This is a genomic window from Morganella sp. HSTU-ASny43 (assembly GCF_022819185.1).
GTDB lineage: Bacteria > Pseudomonadota > Gammaproteobacteria > Enterobacterales > Enterobacteriaceae > Morganella > Morganella morganii.
The window spans coordinates 118,249-140,053 of sequence record NZ_WSPG01000006.1 but is presented as its reverse complement, the minus strand read 5'-3'; the positions used below and the strand labels follow the sequence as shown (position 1 = coordinate 140,053).

Annotated in this window: 17 protein-coding genes; 6 read left to right on the top strand and 11 right to left on the bottom strand. The window is 51.9% G+C overall.

Annotated features, from left to right (window positions below; all coding sequences use genetic code 11):
- Positions 1–23: 23 nt before the first annotated feature.
- Complete coding sequence (helD, locus tag GN208_RS05065; protein ID WP_243828307.1) at positions 24–2,078, bottom strand: DNA helicase IV; 2,055 nt, start codon at positions 2,076–2,078, stop codon at positions 24–26.
- A 156-nt stretch (positions 2,079–2,234) separates the two neighbouring features.
- On the opposite strand from helD, the gene yccS reads away from it, so the two are divergent.
- Positions 2,235–4,451, top strand: coding sequence for a YccS family putative transporter (gene yccS / locus GN208_RS05060; RefSeq protein ID WP_015422584.1), 2,217 nt, complete (start codon positions 2,235–2,237; stop codon positions 4,449–4,451).
- Positions 4,452–4,493: 42 nt separating this feature from the next.
- On the opposite strand, the gene GN208_RS05055 is transcribed toward yccS, so the two are convergent.
- The gene (locus GN208_RS05055; protein WP_004235870.1) at positions 4,494–5,105 is read right to left on the bottom strand and encodes a TfoX/Sxy family DNA transformation protein; all 612 of its coding nucleotides are present in this window, start codon (positions 5,103–5,105) and stop codon (positions 4,494–4,496) included.
- A gap of 224 nt (positions 5,106–5,329) precedes the next feature.
- On the opposite strand from GN208_RS05055, the gene sulA reads away from it, so the two are divergent.
- Together sulA and ompA are read left to right on the top strand one after the other, a co-directional pair.
- On the top strand, positions 5,330–5,836 hold the full coding sequence (gene sulA, locus GN208_RS05050) for an SOS-induced cell division inhibitor SulA (protein WP_004235869.1): 507 nt from the start codon (positions 5,330–5,332) through the stop codon (positions 5,834–5,836).
- 349 nt (positions 5,837–6,185) lie between these two features.
- Complete coding sequence (gene ompA / locus GN208_RS05045) at positions 6,186–7,259, top strand: porin OmpA (RefSeq protein WP_004235868.1); 1,074 nt, start codon at positions 6,186–6,188, stop codon at positions 7,257–7,259.
- Positions 7,260–7,317: 58 nt separating this feature from the next.
- Here ompA and matP read toward each other — a convergent pair whose 3' ends face one another.
- On the bottom strand, positions 7,318–7,776 hold the full coding sequence (gene matP, locus GN208_RS05040; protein WP_015422583.1) for a macrodomain Ter protein MatP: 459 nt from the start codon (positions 7,774–7,776) through the stop codon (positions 7,318–7,320).
- Positions 7,777–8,036: 260 nt separating this feature from the next.
- On the opposite strand from matP, the gene GN208_RS05035 reads away from it, so the two are divergent.
- Together GN208_RS05035 and fabA are read left to right on the top strand one after the other, a co-directional pair.
- Positions 8,037–9,782, top strand: coding sequence for a Lon protease family protein (locus tag GN208_RS05035; RefSeq protein WP_015422582.1), 1,746 nt, complete (start codon positions 8,037–8,039; stop codon positions 9,780–9,782).
- Positions 9,783–9,868: 86 nt separating this feature from the next.
- Complete coding sequence (fabA, locus tag GN208_RS05030; protein WP_004241796.1) at positions 9,869–10,387, top strand: bifunctional 3-hydroxydecanoyl-ACP dehydratase/trans-2-decenoyl-ACP isomerase; 519 nt, start codon at positions 9,869–9,871, stop codon at positions 10,385–10,387.
- 78 nt (positions 10,388–10,465) lie between these two features.
- Here the strand turns inward: fabA and rmf are convergent, their stop codons facing one another.
- The 6 genes from rmf to rlmKL all read right to left on the bottom strand — a co-directional run bounded on the left by rmf (position 10,466) and on the right by rlmKL (position 18,565).
- The gene (rmf, locus tag GN208_RS05025) at positions 10,466–10,633 is read right to left on the bottom strand and encodes a ribosome modulation factor (RefSeq protein ID WP_015422581.1); all 168 of its coding nucleotides are present in this window, start codon (positions 10,631–10,633) and stop codon (positions 10,466–10,468) included.
- A 347-nt stretch (positions 10,634–10,980) separates the two neighbouring features.
- Positions 10,981–11,571, bottom strand: a complete 591-nt coding sequence (gene pqiC, locus GN208_RS05020) for a membrane integrity-associated transporter subunit PqiC (RefSeq protein WP_004235863.1) — start codon at positions 11,569–11,571, stop codon at positions 10,981–10,983.
- A gap of 1 nt (position 11,572) precedes the next feature.
- On the bottom strand, positions 11,573–13,222 hold the full coding sequence (gene pqiB, locus GN208_RS05015) for an intermembrane transport protein PqiB (RefSeq protein ID WP_243828306.1): 1,650 nt from the start codon (positions 13,220–13,222) through the stop codon (positions 11,573–11,575).
- On the bottom strand, positions 13,212–14,489 hold the full coding sequence (gene pqiA / locus GN208_RS05010; protein WP_015422580.1) for a membrane integrity-associated transporter subunit PqiA: 1,278 nt from the start codon (positions 14,487–14,489) through the stop codon (positions 13,212–13,214). The genes pqiB and pqiA overlap by 11 nt, the downstream gene beginning before the upstream one ends.
- A 33-nt stretch (positions 14,490–14,522) precedes the next feature.
- Complete coding sequence (locus tag GN208_RS05005) at positions 14,523–16,442, bottom strand: ABC transporter ATP-binding protein (RefSeq protein WP_004241793.1); 1,920 nt, start codon at positions 16,440–16,442, stop codon at positions 14,523–14,525.
- An 8-nt stretch (positions 16,443–16,450) separates the two neighbouring features.
- Complete coding sequence (rlmKL, locus tag GN208_RS05000; RefSeq protein WP_048884168.1) at positions 16,451–18,565, bottom strand: bifunctional 23S rRNA (guanine(2069)-N(7))-methyltransferase RlmK/23S rRNA (guanine(2445)-N(2))-methyltransferase RlmL; 2,115 nt, start codon at positions 18,563–18,565, stop codon at positions 16,451–16,453.
- Positions 18,566–18,707: 142 nt separating this feature from the next.
- Between rlmKL and GN208_RS04995 the strand changes: the two genes are divergently transcribed.
- Entirely contained in the window at positions 18,708–19,832 is a 1,125-nt protein-coding gene (locus GN208_RS04995; RefSeq protein WP_015422579.1) for an MOSC N-terminal beta barrel domain-containing protein, read from the top strand.
- Positions 19,833–19,984: 152 nt separating this feature from the next.
- Here the strand turns inward: GN208_RS04995 and GN208_RS04990 are convergent, their stop codons facing one another.
- Complete coding sequence (locus GN208_RS04990) at positions 19,985–20,530, bottom strand: cell division protein ZapC (protein WP_004235855.1); 546 nt, start codon at positions 20,528–20,530, stop codon at positions 19,985–19,987.
- Positions 20,531–20,717: 187 nt separating this feature from the next.
- Positions 20,718–21,728, bottom strand: coding sequence for a quinone-dependent dihydroorotate dehydrogenase (gene pyrD / locus GN208_RS04985; protein WP_243828305.1), 1,011 nt, complete (start codon positions 21,726–21,728; stop codon positions 20,718–20,720).
- Between the last annotated feature and the right edge of the window lie 77 nt (positions 21,729–21,805).

Below are 21,805 nucleotides of genomic sequence, written 5' to 3'. Positions count from 1 at the left end.
TTTACCGCCGCTTCTTTCATATTTCAGGGCTTTTTCACCCGGCTGACGCCCATATCCGCCAGTTCTTCCGCGAAGCAGGACGGCGAGTCTTTGTCATACAGCAACCAGACCTGTTTTTTTGCCCGGGTCAGCGCCACATACATCAGGCGACGCTCCTCGGCATGTATAAACTCCTCTTCCCGCGGCAGTAATCCCTGCTCAATCACCGATTCCCGTGCTGCAGCCGGGAAACCGTCCCGTTCATCCGTCAGTCCGGTAATAATGACGTAATCCGACTGCTGACCTTTCGAGGCATGCATGGTCATAAAACGGATATTGAGATGCGGCCAGCGGGTTGCTGCCACCGACAGAATCTCCGGTTTAAGGTGGTGATAACGCGCCAGGATCAGAACCGTTTCTTCTCCGGTCACATAACCGCTCATTTTATTCAGTAATGCTTCCAGCTGACTGTCCGGCAGTAACAGCACCGCTTTTTTATCCCCTTTCGTCAGGCTGTTCAGGGGTTTGGTTAACTGCTGCGGGTTACGCTGAATAAATTCGTTGGCGATCTCCCCGATACGGCTGTTAAAGCGGTATGTGGTATCCAGCGCACACTGTCCCCCTTCGCCGAAGACCGCGCTGAAATCCGTGGTCAGTGTCAGTTCCGCACCACTGAAACGGTAAATAGCCTGCCAGTCATCACCGACAGCAAATAGTGTGGTCTGCGGGTTCTGGGCCCGCAGGGCATGGATCAGTTTTGCCCGCAGCGGTGAGATATCCTGGAACTCATCCACCAGCACCGCTTTCCACGGCGAGATAAAGCGCCCTTTTTCAATCAGGTTCACCGCCTGATGGATAAGCCCGGAGAAGTCTGTCGCCCCCTCGTCTTTCAGGGCACTTTTCCAGGCTTTTAAAAACGGCGCCATCAGTTTGATTTGTTTTGTGAATTCCGGTGCAATATCCGGCGGTGCGGACTCAATCATCACTTTCTGACTACCGCCGTTCATGCGCATCAGGCTCAGCCAGCGGTCAATCCTCGGCACCATGCGGCGGCACAGGGTTTCATCTTCCCAGTATTCCTCCTCATCCACCAGCCAGTTCATACTGCCGCTGATAAGTTCGCGCCAGCCTTTTGCCTGTGCTTTTTTCTCACGGCACTGAGTCTGCCAGACGGATTTAATCAGTTCATGACGGGCGGCTGTGTCGCTTTCCAGCGCACTGATAACCGGCGATTTATTGGATGCTTCGCGGATAATATGCAGTGCGAGGGCGTGAAAGGTTTTACTGCGGATCTCTTCTGTGTGCAGACAGGTGCGGATCCGTTCATTCATCTCATCCGCCGCCTGCCGCCCGAAGGCGAGCATCAGGATCTGCTCCGGCAGCGCCTGCTGACGGCGCAGCAGCCAGCCTGCCCGTGCCACCAGCACCGATGTTTTACCGCTTCCGGCTCCCGCCAGTACCAGCACGGAAGGCTCACCATTAACCACCGCCTCACTCTGCGAAGTATTCAGCGGGGAGGATTCCACACCGGCAAAGAAATCCACGTAGGTTTCAAGGCATTGTTGTGTCCATTCGCGGTTGCGCTGACGGCGTTTTTCATCGGTGTGGCTGAGCCAGTCCAGACAAAACTGATAAGACTGTGCACAATTATCAAAACCGGCCAGACGCGCACGGGGCAGCGGCAGTGCCGCAAAGGCGTGCAGAATGTTGTCACGGAGTTTCTGACTTTCCGGTTGTGTCAGCCAGCGGTCGGCCTGAATCACCGACTTAATTTCACTGACCTGTTTATCCAGCACACCCGCGCTGACCACGCTCATCTCTCCACTCCAGCGTGACCAGATATCGGTAAGATACTGATAGAATTCCTGAGTTTCCTGCCACTGGGTACCGTGCAGACGCACAACCTGCTCATCCGGCAGTTCAAATTCCAGTTCGCCCCAGACGATACCGCGTTTACATTGAATATTGATTAACTCATTGAAAGGAATAACATACCGGTGTTTTGCCCCGCTGACTTCGATACCTGCGTTGAGTAACCGCACGCGGTTGTAAGGATGCCGGGCCAGTGTCTGCCCCATTTGTGTTGATTTTAATTCCATGTGTTCCGCACCGTTACAAGATTGAAATCAATATGTGATAAAACCAGATGTGGTAAAACGTATGCCAGCGCCATACCATTGCCATATTACAGGAAAGACACAATTAGTTTACTGCCAAATTCCCGTTAAGGGTATTTCTGACTCATTGAGGTTATTGTGCTTGCAGCGTTTCTCGGCTTCAGCCGGTATATTTATAACAGCCATTTTCTTTATTATTTCCGCATCCTGATTGCGCTGACAGGTACCACGCTGGTGCCGTGGCTGCTGCACATGTCGCCGAAAGTCACCATTGCCCTGACACTCGGGATGGTAGCCGCCGCACTGACAGACCTGGATGACCGGCTCGCCGGGCGTCTGCGTAATCTGTTTATCACGCTGATCTCTTTCTTTGTCGCGTCTGCGGCTATTGAACTGCTGTATGACCACCACCTCCTGTTTATGGCAGGACTTGCGGTATCAACCAGCGGGTTTATTCTGTTGGGTGCGCTCGGACAGCGTTACGCCACCATTGCTTTCGGGGCACTGCTGATCGCGATTTACACCATGCTGGGTAAAAACCTGTTTGATGACTGGTATCAGCAACCGCTGTTACTGCTGACCGGTGCGGTCTGGTATAACCTGCTGACCCTGACCGGGCACCTGTTTTTCCCTGTCCGTCCGCTGCAGGATAATCTTGCCCGCTATTATATGCAGCTCTCCAATTATCTGGAGGCAAAAGCAAACCTGTTTGACCCGGATATAGAAGAAGATTATCAGCAGTCCGTCTTTGAACTGGCGATGGCGAACAGCGCACTGACGGAAGCCATGCATCAGGCAAAAATGACCCTGTTTTCCCGCCTGAAAGGTGACCGCGGCCAGCGCAGTACCCGCCATGCCCTTCATTATTACTTTGTTGCCCAGGATATTCACGAGCGGGCGAGTTCGTCTCATATCCAGTATCAGAATTTAAGCAATGAACTGCGTTACAGCGATATTATGTTCCGCTTTCAGCGGCTGATGACCATGCAGGGACATGCCTGCGCCGCTGTTGCGCAGGCCATTTTGCAGCGCCGCAAATATCACCATAACCCGCGTTTTGAGCGGACATTTTCTTATCTGGAAAACTCCCTCAACCTGCTGGAGCAGCAAAAGCCCGGTAACAGCAGTGTCATGGCTCTGCGCCATCTGCTGACCAACCTGCGCGGTGTCGATTCCCAGCTTAAAGGACTGACCGCAGAGCAGACTCAGCTTCCGGCGGAAAAGATGCAGGAAGATGCACGCCTGTCCAACGAAAACCTGCAGGGACTGCGTGATATCTGGGCGCGGGTCAGGCAGAACCTGACACCACGCTCCGCCCTGTTCCGCCATGCTATCCGGATGTCGCTGCTGCTGTGTGCCGGTTACGCCATTATCCTGACCTTCGATCTGACCCGCGGTTACTGGATTATGCTGACCAGCCTGTTTGTCTGCCAGCCGAACTACAGTGCCACACGACGCCGCCTGATGCTGCGCATAGTGGGGACTCTCGCCGGGATCCTTATCGGCCTGCCGATCATGTATTTTGTGCCGTCTTATGAGGGACAGCTTATTCTGATGGTACTGTCCGGGCTGATGTTCTTTGTGTTCCGCACCAGTCAGTACGCCCAGGCCACTATTTTTATTACCCTGCTGGTGCTGTTCAGTTTTAACCTGCTGGGTGAAGGGTTTGATATCGCCATCCACCGCATCATCGATACCCTGATCGGCTGCGGACTCGCCTGGTTTGCTGTCAGCTATATCTGGCCGGACTGGAAATACCGCCAGCTGCCGCTGGTGATTGACCGCACCATGCAGGCAAACGGCCGTTATCTGGAACAAATCCTGCAACAGTATTACAACGGTAAAACTGACAGCCTGGAGTACCGGGTTGCCCGCCGTGATGCGCATATCAGCGACGGGGAGTTTGCCTCTGTGGTAGCGAACATATCCTCAGAGCCGAGCAGTTACCGTACATCTCAGGATGAGGCGTTCCGCCTGCTCTGTCTCAACCACACCCTGCTCAGTTATATTTCCGCGCTCGGGGCTCACCGCACCAAGCTCACGGATGACACTATTCTGCGTCTGCTGAATGATGCCATCCGCTATATCGAGACCGCACTGCAAAAAGGACATCGGGAAGATTTGCAGATTCAGGCTATTTCAGATGCGCTCGCACAGCGTCTGGATAAATGTACCTGTGACAATAACAGCACCGAGCAGCTGGTGCTGGAGCAGATTCGCCTGTTACTCAGCCTGACACCGGACATTACCGGGCTTATCCGGCAGATCAATGATAAAGAGCATAATCTGCAGCCTTCCGCCGGGCGGTTCCGCCGCAAAAAACAGACTGCGGCGGAAGAAACACCGGACAGCTGATGTCTTCCCGGGGAAAACATTTCCCCGGGATACCTGCGCCGTTTAGTTCAGCCGGCCATGCCAATGGATAAGATCCTCCCGCAGTGCTTTCGGTAATACCGCACTGTGGCACCCCTCAATGGCTCCCGCGATGGCAAACAGTAATTTCAGCTCATTCTGCGGCCGGGCTTTGACCTTCAGAAAGCTCGCTTTGGCACCCAGCAAATAGAGGTCATCCACCCGGCGGATCCCCGCCTGCCATAAGCGGCGTTCCAGAGCTCTGTCCACATTCGGCAGATCTTTAATCCGCGACGGCAGTTGCTGCTGTGACTGTGCATGTTCCCGTGCATGCAGGTAGGTCTGGTAAAAAAGGAACTCACTCTGCTGAGGGCACTGCCATACCGCGTCCGGAACACGGTAATAGTTAATCCGCATCGGCAGGATCCGCTTGGGATAAGTAAACCGGTCACTCAGTTCCAGCCGGCAGAACAGCTCGCGGGTGGCCTCTGTGCTTTTCAGCCAGAGCTGACTGTTGGCTATCAGTGCGAAAGTGACCCGGTCAATGGATAATCCCATACACCCGAACTGTGATTTCAGGCGGATCCGGCCGAACGGCTGTGTGCTGTGTTGAAGACGATCAAACTGAACATCTGACAATTTCAAATAATCCTTCATATTATCAGTCCTTTGAAAGCAGGTTAAACGTATCGTTGTGTCATTCCCTGACTGAGCTCAGCTGTCGCCACAAAATAAGGAATGTTTCCCCGATTGCCAACGATAAATTCGTATTTGTATCCGGCAAACCTGAATTTTGCGAGTTGTATGGAAAAAATTTACTTGATCTGAGCGGAATTGGATTATACTGTACACATATACAGTATCACTATGTGAGGTTAACTATGCGCCAGCAGGCAACCCGGGAATACGTCCCTGTTACACCGGCATCTGTGTCACCCGCCCTTGCGGGGGAACGCCGTCTGAACGGAATGGTCAGCGAACTGGTTTATCGCAATAATGATATCGTCCTGACCCACATTCTGCTTCCTTTATTACGTCAGCTTGCCGGGGAGTCCCGCTGGCTGTTATGGCTCTCTCCGGGTGCAAAACTTAACCGCACCTGGTTATCGCAGAATCAGCTGCCGGGTGATAAAATCATGCAGTTGTCCCGCATCCCGGCAATCAACAGTGTTGTCGCTATGGAGAAAGCACTCGCCAGCGGTAACTACAGTGTGGTTCTGGGCTGGCTGCCGGTACTGACTGAGCAGGAAAATGCCCGGTTACAGCGCGCTGCGGAACAGGGCGGCTGCCTCGGTTTTATTATGCGTCCGCAGGAATGGCATCATGACAGTGCACCTGTTGCACGACAACTGAATACATTACAAATTCACTCTTTCCCTTATCATTAAGGAAAATTAAGAATATTCTCAGAGTTTTTTACATGCCCGTATCATTTGCTCTGCTTGGTTAATAAAATTACACTATTTCAACGTGTTAAGCCAAATATCCAAAGAAATTGACTATTTTGTATGTTTATGAATCAGTACAGTTTTTTACATTTTTTTAGTCGAATTCCACAGGACAGGCTTGTAACTTTTATAGTTCGCTGTAGACTTTACACCGTTAAGGTAGTGCTTAAAATTCCCTGTTGGGAGCTATTTACTAAATAGCGCACATAATCCCTGACTATTTTTAAAAACCAAAGGCGATAATAAGGCTATTAAGCCAGAGCCAATTTGGATGATAACGAGGCGTAAAATGAAAAAGACAGCTATCGCAGTAGCAGTGGCAGTGGCAGCTTTCGCAAGCGTTGCGCAGGCAGCTCCAAAAGACAATACCTGGTATACCGGTGGTAAATTAGGTTGGTCTCAGTATCAGAACACCGGTACTGGTTTTGACGGTGAAAGCTTAGGCAACACTGGTCCGGTTCATAAAGATCAGCTCGGCGCTGGTATCTATGCTGGTTATCAGCACAACCAGTACATGGGCTTTGAATTAGGTTATGACTGGTTAGGTCGTATGCCTTACAAAGGCGACGGTAACAACGGCGCATTCAAAGCACAGGGCGTTCAGCTGACTACCAAACTGAGCTATCCGGTAATGGATGACTTAGACGTTTATACCCGTCTGGGTGCAATGGTATGGCGTGCAGACGCAACCGCATCTTACAACGGTGAGCGTATCAAAGATAACGACACTGGCGTTTCTCCGCTGTTCGCACTGGGTACTGAGTATGCAATCACCCGTGATATCGCAGCTCGCGTAGAATATCAGTGGATCAACAACATCGGCGATAAAGAAACCACCATGGCACGTCCTGATAACGGCATGCTGAGTGTTGGTGTTGCTTACCGTTTCGGCCAGGATGAAGTTGCTGCACCAGTTGCAGAACCAGCTCCGGTTGTTGCACCAGTTGTTGAGAACAAACGTTTCACCCTGCGTTCAGACGTTCTGTTCAACTTCAACAAATCTACTCTGAAAGCTGAAGGTCAGGAAGCTCTGAACCAGCTGTTCAACGAACTGGCGTCAATCGACCCGACTCAGGGCAACGTCCTGGTTATCGGTTACACTGACCGCATCGGTTCCCAGAACTACAACCTGCCACTGTCTCAGAAACGTGCACAGAGCGTTGTAGATTACCTGGTCGCTAAAGGCATCCCAGCCGGCAGCATCCGTGCAGAAGGCCGCGGTAAAGAAGATCCTGTTACTGGCAACAAATGTGACAATATCAAACAGCGCGCTGCTCTGATCGAATGTCTGGCACCAGACCGTCGTGTTGAAATCGAAATCCAGGGTGTAACTGAACAAGTCTCTCAGCAGGCTGCTCAGTAAGTTCTGAATTCGGTTGTATGATGCAATGAATTGTATAAACCCCATCTCCGGATGGGGTTTATTTTTTGTCTGTTCCCAGCAGGCTTTGCAGATCTTCCTTCAGCGATGTCATCTTCGTCGCGTACTTTTCCTTGCGCTCCGCATCTTCCAGCAACTGCACAATCGTGTCCGATAAGGTACTGCCGCGCCGCTGTGATAACGCCGACAGCCGCTGCCAGACCAGAAACTCCAGATCAACCGATTTTTTGCGGGTATGCTGCTGCTCAGCATTAAAATGCCGCTTGCGCCGTGCGCGGATAGTCTGACTCATCCGGTTCGCCAGTCCCGGTGCCATATGTTTTTGTATCCACGCCGTCACTTTTACCGGATGTGACTCCAGTTTCAGTAACTGCGCCACTGCTTCCTCAGCCCGGCTTTTTTCCGTATAACGGGTAATTTCTTCACCTTCGCGGTGTTTTTTGACCAGATATGCCCACTTCCAGCCACATTCAAGATTCTCTAGTTGCTGATATTTCATGATTTTTCTCAGTGACAGGGTAACACTGACATAAGCATAGCAATATTCCCCGTAAAAAACCGCTCCTCTGCACAATTCTTTCCGCTCAGGACGGGTAAAAATAAACGCCGCGAGGATAGCTATCCGGCCTGCTTACGCGCTACAATGTCCCGCTATTTTCGTTACTATTCAAAGGCGGTGCTGATAACCGCACACTGCGGGGAGCACCAGATCCTGCCGCAACGATTAAATCCGACATTATCAAAAGCAGACAATACCGAGTGAATATTAAACAGCTGACCTGGCAGGCATTACTGCCTGATGAAAACAGTTACCACACCATCCTGCAAACCGCTTCTGAACTGCCTGCTCAGCAGGCTGATATCGTGCAGCCGCGTTTACAGGAAAGCCTGTCACTTTTCAGCCATCCGGCGGCAAAACGCCGTTTTATGCTGGTCAAAAGTGACGAAAGCGAGTGCTACCTGAATACCATAGCGCAATTACTGCCACCGGAAGTCAAAATCCGGCAAAAACGCACTATGGGCGGTGAATACCACTTCGATAATCACAGGTTTGTCTTTACACCGTCGGATAACGGCCATTTCAGTGCAGTGCAGCCGTTTGCTGTCTGTGACTGGATTGAACCGGAGCAGCTGTTCGGCCAGGTCTATACCCATCACCAGCATGTGCAGTTGCAGCCCGGTATTATTCATCAGGTTAATGGCGGCTTTCTGATCATGTCACTGCGCAGCCTGCTCGCACAGCCGCTGATGTGGCTGCGTTTAAAGCAGATGGTCTGCGCACAGCGTTTTGACTGGCTGGCTCACACCGAACAGCATCCGCTGCCGTTCCCGGTTGACAGCATGCCGCTTAACCTGCGGGTCATCGTGGTGGGCGATCGTCTGAGTCTGGATGAGTTTATGCTCTCCGAGCCGGAACTGAGCGAAGAAGCGCTGTACGGCGAATATGAATTTGATTGTCAGCTGGAAGAAACAGAACAGCTGACCGTCTGGTGTCAGTTTGTCAACGGGCTGCTGAAGCAAAATCAGCTGCCGCCGCTCAGTGCTGACGGCTGGTATGAGCTGCTCCGTCAGGGGATGCGTTTTCAGGAAGATAAAAGGACCCTGCCGCTCGACCTGACATGGCTGACCACTCTGCTGCGCGATGCCGCCACCCTGCTGCCTGCGGACACCATCACCGCAGAAGCGCTGCGCAAAATCAAAGACAACCGCAGCTGGCGCCACGGCTATCTGGCCGATCGCGGGCTGGATGAGATTCTTCAGGGTCAGGTGTATATCCAGACTCAGGGCAGTGCTGTCGGCCAGATCAACGGACTGTCCGTTCTGCAGTATCCGGGACACCCGGAAGCGACCGGAGAGCCCTCCCGTATCACCTGTGTGGCACATATCGGTGATGGTGAATTTGTTGATGTGGAGCGCAAATCAGAGCTTGGCGGTAATATTCACGCCAAGGGTATGATGATTATGCAGGCTTACCTGATTGCGGAGCTTAAACTGGAACAGCCGTTCCCGTTCTCCACCTCCGTGGTCTTTGAACAGTCCTACGGCGAAGTGGATGGTGACAGCGCCTCTCTGGCTGAGCTGTGCGCACTTATCAGTGCCCTCTCCTGGCAGCCGGTTGACCAGCAGATTGCCGTGACCGGTTCTGTTGACCAGTTCGGGTTTGTGCAGGCCATCGGCGGCGTAAATGAAAAAATCGAAGGTTTCTTCCGGCTGTGTCAGGCCAGAGGGCTGACCGGCAAACAAGGTGTGATTATCCCGGCCTCCAACGAGCGTCACCTGGTCCTGTCAGATGATGTGGTTGAAGCGGTACGTCAGGGTGAATTCCACATATGGACAGCAGGCCACGTCTCTCAGGCGGCCTCACACCTGATGAATATGCCGTACTATGAAGAGGACGGTAATCCGTCCGGAGAACACCTGTTAGCTATAATTCAGGATCGGATTTTCCTGGCGAACAATCAGGATAAACCAAGAAATTCGTGGTTTTCCCGCTGGTGGAAATAGCACAATTTTTATCTGATCGGACTTGTTCAGCGTACAAGTGTAAGCTATTGTGTAGCCTATCTGATAAACAAGGCAAAGATTGAGTTATGGTCGCAAAACAAGAATCCTACACAAAGCAAGAACTTGAAGCCTCAGGACGGGGCGAACTCTTTGGTGAAGACGGGCCGCCGCTGCCATCCGGCAACATGCTGATGATGGATCGCGTCATTAAAATGAGCGAAACCGGCGGGCATTTTGATAAAGGCTATATCGAAGCTGAGCTGGATATCAAACCTGAGCTGTGGTTTTTCGGTTGCCATTTCGTCAATGATCCGGTCATGCCGGGCTGTCTGGGCCTGGATGCCATGTGGCAGTTAGTCGGTTTTTATCTCGGCTGGCTGGGCGGCGAAGGGAAAGGCCGTGCACTGGGTGTGGGTGAAGTGAAATTTACCGGCCAGGTACTGCCGACCTCGAAAAAGGTCACCTACCGCATCCACCTCAAGCGTGTGATCAACCGCAAGCTGATCATGGGCATCGGTGACGGCGAAGTCTTTGTTGATGATAAACTGATTTACACTGCAACAGATCTGAAAGTGGGTCTTTTCAAAGACACCAGCGCGTTTTAATCTTTCCTGCCGTGGTGTTATTGGTGTTATCCGTAAAAAACCTCCGCACAGCGGAGGTTTTTTATCCTTCAAACCGGGTTACGCAATGACCGCCCTTTTATCGATGGCCTCGCGCCAGCCTCCCAACCAATGAGAACGTTCGTCAATTTTAAGATACGGGCAACTCTCTTTAGAACGTCCTAAAATACCCGCCTGATAACCTTTGGTTAATGCTCTGGCTAAACGATCACGCTTTTGTCTTTTCATGCCGTTACTTCCCTCATGTTATTCAGTGCTGAAAACAGGTTGATTTTTATTCAACCCATAATAGAAATACGCTTTCGGGCCGGAGTTTGCAAGTAAAGAAGGTTCAGGGTGTGTCAGTTCCGCTTTTCATAAAAATACACAATAAAAACAGGGCTGTTATTTTACCAGCGTAATCAGATTATTAGTTTTCAGGGGACCGTAAAGGTATTCAGAAGGATGTTTCAGACGAAATAAGAATCGTTTTAGCGATCAGCAGATTAAGCGGATTAATGTGGCGTGTTTCACAAATTTGTCATTTTGATGACAATTTACTCTCTGCACATCCGGTGCAGAGAGTAAACCAGCAATTATTTACGCAGCTCGTCAGCCACCGATTTTGATACCTGCGCCCAGCCTTCCCCCAGCGTACGTACCAGCGCCGGATAGCCGTTTTCCGCCTGTTCCAGTACCAGATTAAACGGGTGGCGGATAACCGCGTCACCGTGGGTGTAAATCCAGCTGCCCGCCACAATCACTTTGCCGTCATAACGGCCGTGGAAACCGGTGACAGTGACAGTCAGGGTATCCGGTTTACTTTCCAGCGGCTGCACCGAAACCAGTCTGTCCGGCAGTGCCTGACTGAGTTCCGTCGTCATTACTTCCAGCAACTGCTGCTCCAGCGGACCGGCCCATAAGTTAGTGCTGCCGATGTTGTATTCCACATCACTGGTCTGATAGACAATCCCGGCATTTCCCAGCACATCCCCGAGCGTGATACGCTGGATCCATAACTGCGGATGGCGGTTGTCACTGCCGGTACTGCGGAAGCTTGTCTGTTCACTGCTGCTGTCCGCAGCCGCCACCACTGGTAACTGATAATACTGTTTCACCGGGGTGCTGCTGCACCCCGCCAGTACAAAAACGCCCAGGAATGCCAGTGCTTTTGTCAGTTTCTTCATCTTAATTCTTCGCCTTCTTAGGTTGCGGATCCGCCTGCGGCGCGGCTTCAAAGACCAGAGCATTGCTCTTGTTATTCAGGGTACGCAGTACCGGCTGTAATTCACGCAGAACCTGATCCAGACGCTGCATATCATCAACCAGTTTGTTGTACGCCGGTGACCCCGGCTGGATACCCTGCATACTGCGGCTCAGTTCACGCAGCGTGGCCTGCATATCTTTCGGCAGCGCTTTGAACTCTTTGCTGCTGAGTAACACATTCAGCTCAGACAGTGTTTTCTGTGCTTCAGCGATGGTTTTTTCGCTGGCACGCAGTGTCTCTGTCGCCTGTTTCATCATCGGTTCAATCGGCATGCCGTTGATTTTATCCAGCGCCGCCAGTACTTTTTGCTGCAGCTGAACCAGGCCACCGCTGGTGGTCGGCAGAATGTCATAATCCGCAATTTTCATCGGTGCTTTCCACGCCGGCTGATCCGGGTAGAAATCGAGATCAACATACAGTGCGCCGGTCAGTAAGTTACCGGATTTCAGTGAGGCGCGCAGCCCCTGCTGTAATGCGGTTTCCAGTTCCTGTGCCAGTTTGAAATCTTTACCTACATCTTTCTCGAAACGCTCGGGCTCGATATGGATCAGGACCGGGATGCGGAAATCCTGATCAAATGTCTGCCCCAACCCTTTGGCGTAGAACGGAACCTGTGCCACTGTACCGAGACGGATACCGCGGAATTCCACCGGTGCGCCCGGAGACAGGCCGCGCACAGAGTCGGAGAAGAACAGCAGATAACTTTTATATTCGGTGTAGAGTGAATTTTGCGTGCTTTTCTGGTTATCAAACAGCTTAAACAGGGTCTTAGGATTCACTTCCTCACCCGGCTGCCAGCCGTCCGGCACATCAAAACTGACGCCGCCGCTGAACAGTGTGGAGAGCGAACCGACCTGTACACTTACCCCCTGCGAGGACATGTCAAAGGCAATACCGCTGTCCTTCCAGAAGCGGGCGTTGGTGGTCACCAGTTTGTCATAAGGTGCGTTGATAAAGAGCTCATACTGCATCTCGCGCTCATCAAGATTAAATTCTGCCGTTTCCACGGAACCGACACGGTAACCACGGAACAGCACAGCATCCCCCGGATTCAGTTGTCCGGCCTGCTGACTGGTTAATATCACGCGGATCCCTTTGGCGTCCGGAGACGCCAGCGGCGGTGAATCAAGCAGTTCAAATTCACGGCGTTCGCCGCCGGTATTGGCAGGCTGCACCTGAATATATGCCCCTGACAGCAGTGTGCCCAGCCCGGAGACCCCTTCACGGCCGACCGTCGGTTTCACCACCCAGAAAACGGTATCTTTACGCAGAACGTCTTTCATCTCTGCGTTCAGGCGGGCCTTGATGATCACGCGGCTGTAACTCTGATCCAGCATGACACTTTCAACCACACCGACATCCACGCTGCGGCTTTTGATTTTGGTTTTACCGGCTTCGACCCCTTCCGCGTTATAAGTGATCAGGGTGATTTCCGGTCCCTGTCCGCGAAAGTGGCTGATAAGGATCCAGGCACCAATCAGTACCGTGACGATGGGAATTATCCAGACCGGTGACCAGCTTTTCAGTTTGCTGACCTTCGCTTCTGTCAAATCATCAGTTTTATCGTTCAACCTGAGGCTCCTTAGCACTCTCCGCCCGTTTTTTTTCAAGCCGATCCCACGTCAGGCGCGGGTCGAACATTTCGGCGGCAATCATTGTCAGAATGACCACCATCGCAAATAAAATCACACCGATATCCGGATAGATGCTCATCAGACGCCCCATCCGCACCAGTGCCGCTAGTACGGCTATCACAAACACATCAATCATGGACCAGCGTCCGACAAACTCCACGATTTCATAAATAAAGTGCATCCGGCCGGGATCACGCCAGCCGTGACCTTTGGCATCCAGACACAGCCAGCCGATGGCCAGCATTTTCAGGCTCGGCACCATGATACTGGCGATAAAAATCACCATCGCCACCGGATAAGAGCCATCCCCCCACAGCAAAATCACCCCGGCCATAATGGTCGAGCCGAAATCACTGCCGAGGGATTCGGTGATCATAATCGGCATCAGGTTTGCCGGGATATATAAAATCACGGAGGTAAACAGCAGTGCCATGGTCAGTTGTAAGCTGTTCGGCCGCCGGGCATGACCCCGGCTGCTGCAGCGCGGACACTCATGCATATCTGCCGGCAGAATCGCCTGACAGGTACCGCACAGCCGCACCCCCTGACACAAACCGCCTTTTCCTGCCTCCAGCGCCACCGGCAGCGGCGGACGCGGTGCAATCCGCTGCCAGACCCAGTGTTTATCCAGGCACTGGAATGCCCGCACCTGCATCACACAGAACAGACAATATGGCAGAAAACTCACGCCCAGCCCGATATCCCCGTACGCCATCAGTTTCACGAAACTGACCAGCACACCGGCGAGGAAAATCTCCGCCATACACCAGGCACGCAGCCGGAACAGCAGCCGCGTGACCGGAATGGCCAGCGAAGGCGGCAGACGGATCCCGCTGCACAGTAAGGTAATGGCAAACAGGCAGAAGGCCGGTACCGCCAGCACAAATCCCATAAAGAACAGTGCCAGCCCGCCGTAGTTATCCCCGAACATCACAGACGGTATCTGATAAAGCGTGATTTCGCTTTCAATACCTGCCACTTTCATCGAGACAAACGGAAACATCCCGGCGAGTACAAACATCACCAGGCCGCTGAGTGCATACATCAGCGGCTGGCGGCGCGGTTCACGCCAGCGGGCGGCCAGGTGAGTGTGGCAGCGCGGACATTCGGCTTTGGTTCCCCGTTCCAGCTCAGGGATTTCCACCACCAGGTCGCACTGCGGACACAGCACCGTGACTGAATCATGTGAATGATGAGCACACACTGTTTCGTTATTTCTCCAAAATCACAGGCGGGATCAGTTCCCGCTCTGCATTGCTTCCAGTGTCTGCCAGCGCTCAAACGCCTCTTCCAGCGCATGCTCTTTCTCTGCCAGCAGCTTCAGTACTTTATCTGTTTCATCATGCGGCTGGTTAAAGAATTCAGGCGCACTGACCTGACTTTGCAGTTGCTGAATTTCCTCGTCGAGAGATTCCAGCAATGACGGCAGTTGTTCAAGTTCCCGCTGTAATTTATAACTTAATTTTGCAGATGTATTTGCTTTTTTAATGTTATCTTTACGTTTTTCTTCCGCCGCTTCCGGTTTCGCTGCTTTCTCCGCCGGCGCTTTCAGCGACTGAACCTGTGCCCGCTGCTGTTGTGCATCAAAGTAACCGCCGACATAACGCCCGATGGTGCCGTTACCTTCAAAAATCCAGCATTCGGTCACGCAGTTATCAACAAACTGACGATCATGGCTGACCAGCAGGACGGTACCCTGATAGTTATCCACCAGCTCTTCCAGCAGTTCCAGTGTTTCGACATCAAGGTCGTTGGTCGGTTCATCGAGGATCAGCAGATTGCTCGGTTTCAGGAACAATCTTGCCAGCAGCAGGCGGTTACGTTCCCCGCCGGACAGGGCCCGCACCGGCGTTCTCGCCCGTTTCGGATGGAACAGGAATTCCTGTAAATAGCCGAGCACATGGCGCGGTTTGCCGTTAACCAGCACTTCCTGTTTGCCTTCCGCCAGGTTATCCATCACGGTTTTATCCGGATCCAGCGCTGCACGGTGCTGGTCGAAGTAAGCCACTTCCAGTTTGGTACCGATGTGTACACTACCGTCGTCCGGCTGTAAATCACCGAGCATCAGTTTCAGCAATGTGGTTTTACCGCAGCCGTTCGGGCCGACCAGGGCAATTTTGTCCCCCCGGTTTACCTGAGCACTGAAATGACTGACCAGATCCTTACCGTCAATACCATAGCTGATATCATCGATTTCAAAGACGATTTTGCCGGAGCGGGTCGCCTCTTCCACCTGCATCTTCGCTTTGCCCATCACCTCACGGCGTTCCGCTCGTTCGCTGCGCAGGGCTTTCAGGGCACGGACGCGCCCTTCATTACGGGTACGGCGGGCTTTGATGCCCTGACGGATCCAGACTTCTTCCTGCGCCAGCTTGCGGTCAAATTCCGCATTCTGCATCTCTTCGACACGCAGTGCCTCTTCCTTGGCCACCAGATAATCATCATAACTGCCCGGCCAGGAGGCTAATTTACCGCGATCCAGATCGATAATCCGTGTCGCCATATTGCGGATAAATGAACGGTCATGGGAAATAAAGACAATGCTGCCGCTGAAATTTTTCAGGAAGCTTTCCAGCCACTGGATGGTTTCGATATCCAGGTGGTTGGTCGGTTCATCCAGAAACAGCACTTTCGGCCCGCTGACCAGTGCACGGCCGAGTGCCGCTTTACGCAACCAGCCGCCGGACAGTGCGGATAATTTTTCATCCGCCGGTAATTCCAGGTGCGCGATCACATCCGCGATCCGGCTGTCGAGCAGCCATAAATTCTGAGTGTCTAAAATTTCCTGCAGTTCCGCCATTTTTGACAGATTTTTATCACTCGGGTCACTTTCCACTAATTTTGAGATCTGATGGAATGCCTTGATATGCTGCGCCTGCTCTGCCACCCCTTCGGCGACAAAGTCAAACACGGTGCCTTCCACATCACGCGGCGGATCCTGCTGCAGACGGGCAACAATCAGATCCTGTTCATAGATAACCGTACCGTCATCCAGCGGCTGCTCTTTGGTCAGCACACGCATCAGGGTGGATTTCCCCGCTCCGTTGCGTCCGACCAGACAGACACGCTCATTTTCTTCGATATGCATCTCCGCATTTTCCAGCAGCGGAGCATCACTGAATGCGAGCCAGGCGCCCGCCATATTAATCAACGACATAATTTCTGTTATTCCTCGCCTGCGTGGCGGATAAGCCAGCAGTTATGGATCTGACGGTTACGGGCAAAATCCTGTGACTGTGTTTTGGCGGTGATCTCCTGAGCAACCAGCCCCAGAGCATCCATACCGTCCTGATCTAATTTAAAACTGCGTTTGTTGTTGGAGAACATCAGGGTGCCGCCGCGGCGCAGCATACGTTTCAGATGTTTCATCAGGTCGATGTGATCACGCTGGACATCAAAGGTGTCCTCCATCCGTTTGGAGTTGGAGAACGTCGGCGGATCGATAAAGATCAGATCAAACTGTTCCGGGGTCTGTGCCAGCCAGCTCAGGCAATCCGCCTGAATTAAACGATGCTGTCTGCCGCTCAGGCCGTTGCTCTGCAGGTTGCGTTCCGCCCACTCCAGATACGTGCGTGACATATCCACAGACGTGGTGCTGCGCGCGCCGCCGAGACCGGCGTGAACCGTTGCCGAGCCGGTGTAGGCAAACAGATTGAGGAAGTCTTTGCCTTTGCTCATCTGTCCCAGCATTTTGCGGGCAATACGGTGATCAAGGAACAGACCGGTATCCAGGTAATCAGTCAGGTTAACCCATAACTGTGCGTTATACTCTTTCACCAGGAAGCTGTTCTGTTTCTCCGCCAATTTTTCATATTGCTGTTTGCCTTTCTGGCGCTGACGGGTTTTCAGGATCAGCTTGTGCGCCGGTAACTCCAACACGGCCAGTGTCGCGCTGATCACATCAAACAGGCGCTGACGCGCTTTGTTCGGATCCACGGTTTTCGGCGGCGCATATTCCTGAACCACCACATAATCCGCATAGCGGTCAACCGCGACATTATACTCAGGCAGATCGGCATCATAAAGGCGATAACATTCAACGCCTTCCTGCTTCGCCCATTTTGCTAATTTTTTCTCATTCTTGCGCAGGCGGTTGGCAAAATCCGCCCCGATATCCTGCGCTGTTGCCGGTGGTGTGTCACTTAACTGATAGTTTTTCTGCACACAGTCCAGCGGACCGTTTTTCGCCTTGAATTCACGCTCTGCACGCAGCTGCAGGCTGCTGAGGAGTTCCGGGGAAGCACTGAATAATGACAGACGCCAGCCGGGGAAACGGGTTTTCACCACACGGCCGAACACACTGTGCAGGGCAATCAGTGCCGGTTCGCTTTCCAGCCGCTCGCCGTACGGCGGGTTAGAAATAATGGTGCCTTTCGGGCCTTCCGGCAGCGGATTTTCCAGTTTGGTGGCATCTTTCTGCTGGAAAGTGATCAGTTTATCCACCCCGGCGCGGCGGGCGTTGGCGCGGGCCATATCCAGTACACGTTTATCAGTATCAGAGCCGAAGAAGCGCGCGGTTGCGCTGACCAGGCCGGCATTAGCGCGTTCGCGGGCTTCTGCACGGACAGATTCCCAGACCGCTTTATCGTGGCCGCCCCAGGCTTCAAACCCCCAGTGGTGGCGGTTCAGGCCCGGTGCACAATCAGAGGCAATCATCGCCGCTTCAATCAGCAGGGTGCCGGAGCCGCACATCGGATCCACCATCGGGGTCTCTTTTTGCCAGCCGGAACGCAGAATAATCGCCGCCGCCAGGTTCTCTTTCAGCGGTGCCTGACCGGCCAGTTCGCGGTAGCCGCGGATATGCAGGGAATCCCCGCTCAGGTCGATTGCCAGCGAGGCTTTTTCTTTATTGAGATAGACATTGATGCGGATATCCGGCTGCTGTTTTGCCACATCCGGGCGCGTGCCGGTTTTGCGGGTAAAGCTGTCGACGATAGCATCTTTGACTTTCAGTGCGCCGTACTGGCTGTTACGGATCTCATCGTTAGTCCCGTTGAAATGCACGGCAAATGTCTTGTCAGCAGAGAACACCGACGGCCAGTCAACGGACTGTACCGCGAGATAAAGATCCATGTCGCTATAGACATTAAACTCATTCAGCGGTAATAAAATACGGGATGCCAGACGACTCCACATCAGACACGTGTACATCGTACGCGGCTGCGCCCGGAAGTGAACGCCACCCTGCGTAATACTGAGATCCTCAGCGCCCAGTGTCGCTAATTCATTTTTTAAGAGTTCTTCGAGCCCGCGGGCGGTGCTGGCAAAATACGCGTTCATCATGGTTTACCGTTGAAATAAAAAATTGGAGCGCATTATAGCGGATCCGGGCGGTAAATCATAAAATTGACGTTCACCTTTTTCCGGATAAACCGGGATGCCATTGTGGTATTACTGATAATAACGAAAAGAACGGATAACAATGACGACAACACCCATCACACTCTCCCGTTTATACACCTTTCCTGTGAAGTCAATGAAGGGCATCCGCCAGTCACAGAGCCATGCCGGGGAAACCGGGCTGGGCTTTGACCGCAATTTTATGATAACGGATGAGACCGGAAAATTTATCACCGCCCGCCGCTACCCGCAGATGGTCCTGTTTACCCCGGTGCTGCTGAGCAACGGAATTTACCTGCGCAGCCCGGAGGGCAGCGGCGCCACGATCCTGTTTGAGGATTTCCGTCCTGACCACCTGCCGTGCGAAGTCTGGGGAAACCATTTCACCTCACTGCTTGCACCGGAAAAAATCAATCAGTGGCTGTGTCAGTTCTTTGATATCCCGGTACAGCTGCGCTGGCTCAGCCCGCAATCCACCCGCAGAGTAAAAAAATTCCCGGACACTGCGGTGTCGTTTGCCGACGGTTATCCCTATCTGGTGGTCAATGAAGCCTCTTTTCGTGAGGTACAGCGTCGCTGCGGTGCCGGTATTAAAATCGAGCAGTTCCGCGGCAATATTATTGTCACTGGTGCAGAGCCGTTTGCGGAAGACCGCTGGAAAACCATTCAGGTCGGTGATGTGGTATTTGATCTGAAAAAACCGTGCAGCCGTTGTATTCTCACCACTGTCAGTACCGATAAAGGGATTAAACACCCGGAAATGGAGCCGTTCCACACCCTGCAAACCTTCCGGAAAGCCGCAGATAATGATGATGTGGATTTCGGTATGAATGCCATTGCCCGCAACAGCGGTGTGATTCAGGTCGGTGATACCGTCACCGTACTGGAAACCTGCAAACCGCGTCAGTATGAGGAGCAAATCGTTGAGAAAGTACAGGCCGCGCCCGCACAACCGGAAGCAGCACTGGAACTGATATTCAACGGTAAACTCTACCCGGTGAATAATCAGCACATCTTACTGGAGCAGCTGGAAGGCCATCAGGTCAATATTCCGTATTCCTGCCGTGCCGGTGTCTGCGGTTGCTGCAAAGTCACGCTGGTCTCCGGCGAAGTGACTCCGCTGAAAGCCGGGGCGATAAAAGAGAACGGCGATATTCTGGCATGCAGTTGTATTCCGAAAACCAATATTACTATTCGTCACGGATAACCGGCCGTCACGAATAACCGGTAAAAAAATACCCCCGGCAGATAAACTACCGGGGGTATTTCCGGCTGAATTGATCACTTATTAATAATAAGGATCCGCCGGGGGTTATATAACGTTATCTGATCCTGATTATGATCGTTTACCGGACAGCCTCAGACAGCTCTGCCCATTAATAAACTCCGTGTTACCGGGGTTCTTGGTAATAAACGATCATTCATGATCTTTATCGGATCACAAAAACACATGCTCCGATCGTGTAATTCAAGTACCGGATCAACCAGCAGACATAAACTGGCACTGTCCCCTGCTTCCGCCACAATAAAGTTGCTGCGCTGACGATTGTTATCCGCCACCACTTCAACCAGCTGCCCCTGCTCCGGTTTTGTCATTGCGCAGAACAATGAAAAATACCAGCTCTTCGGCATTTGCGGCTTTAAAAAACGCGATGCAATTAACGCATTCAGTGTTAATTCAGCACACTGCTGTGCCGGAATATCTAATTTTTTAATCTGTTCTTCAAAGATAAAAAATAACGCGGCATCATCAACAGAAAACGGACTGTGACACCGTGCGTACGGCGCCAGCAGACGTGGTGCAAAATGGGAGCGGAATACCATTCCGTTGGCAAGATCCAGCATAATACGCTCATGCGTATCATCGTAATACCACTGCCATTGATCGTCAGGTTTTATTTTCATCTGATCACATTCCCGGCTAATACCTGATTAGCGATTTATATTTTCACTACACATTAAATAAAATAATTAAAAGTGATTGTTTGCTTTAACGTGCATTGCCTGTCAGTGACAATTTTTCAGGCAACATCTGAAAATATAAAAGAAACAGGGGGAAAAATAAACCCCCTGACAGGAATAATAGTGAAAATTACAGGCAATTTACAATATTTTTAATTAATTTGGGCCCGTGGTAGATAAATCCTGAATAGATTTGGATCAGAGATGCACCCGCTTCCATTTTTTCCCGGGCGGCAACCAGGGAATCTATTCCGCCGACACCGATGATAGGTAATTTCCCGTTCAGCTCTTTCGATAATAAACGGATAATTTCGGTGCTCTTACTCTGCGCCGGGCGGCCACTTAATCCACCAGTTTCATTACAGTGATTTAATCCCTGCACTAATGAGCGGTCTAATGTGGTATTGGTGGCAATCACACCGTCAATATTATGGCGCACCAGGCTGTCAGCGACCTGAATTAATTCTTCCGCTGTTAAATCCGGGGCAATTTTTACCGCGACAGGTACATATTTTCCGTGCTTCTGATGCAGTTCCTGCTGCTTTATTTTTATTGCTGACAGCAAGTCATCCAGCATATCGCCGTATTGCAGTGTCCGTAATCCAGGGGTATTCGGTGAGGAGATGTTAACAGCGATATACTCGGCGTGGGTATACACTTTGTCCATACAAATCAGATAGTCATCCTTTCCCTGTTCAACCGGTGTATCTTTATTTTTACCAATATTAATTCCCAGAATACCGCCGAAACGGGCCTGTTTAATATTCTCAACCAGGTTATCCACCCCGAGGTTATTAAAACCCATCCGGTTAATTAACCCTTCTGCTTCGACAATACGAAACAGACGCGGCTTATCATTTCCCGGCTGTGGTTTCGGAGTGACCGTACCGACCTCAACAAAACCAAAACCCATTGCATCAAATGCTTCAATACATTCACCGTCTTTATCAAGACCGGCGGCTAATCCGAGCGGGTTTTTAAAAGAGAGTCCCATGCACTGAACGGGTTTGGTGGCGACATGCTGCTGAATAAGAAAACGGAAAGGAGAGCGGGAAAGACGTTTAAGCTGGTGAAAGGTGAATTCGTGGGCACGTTCCGGATCAAGGCGGAACAGGGCCTTCCTGACTAGCGGATAATACATCTTAAATACCTTTTGCTATAGATATGTGTTTTCGGCACAACACGCCGTACCGGGCAATTTCTCTGTAACAAAATAGG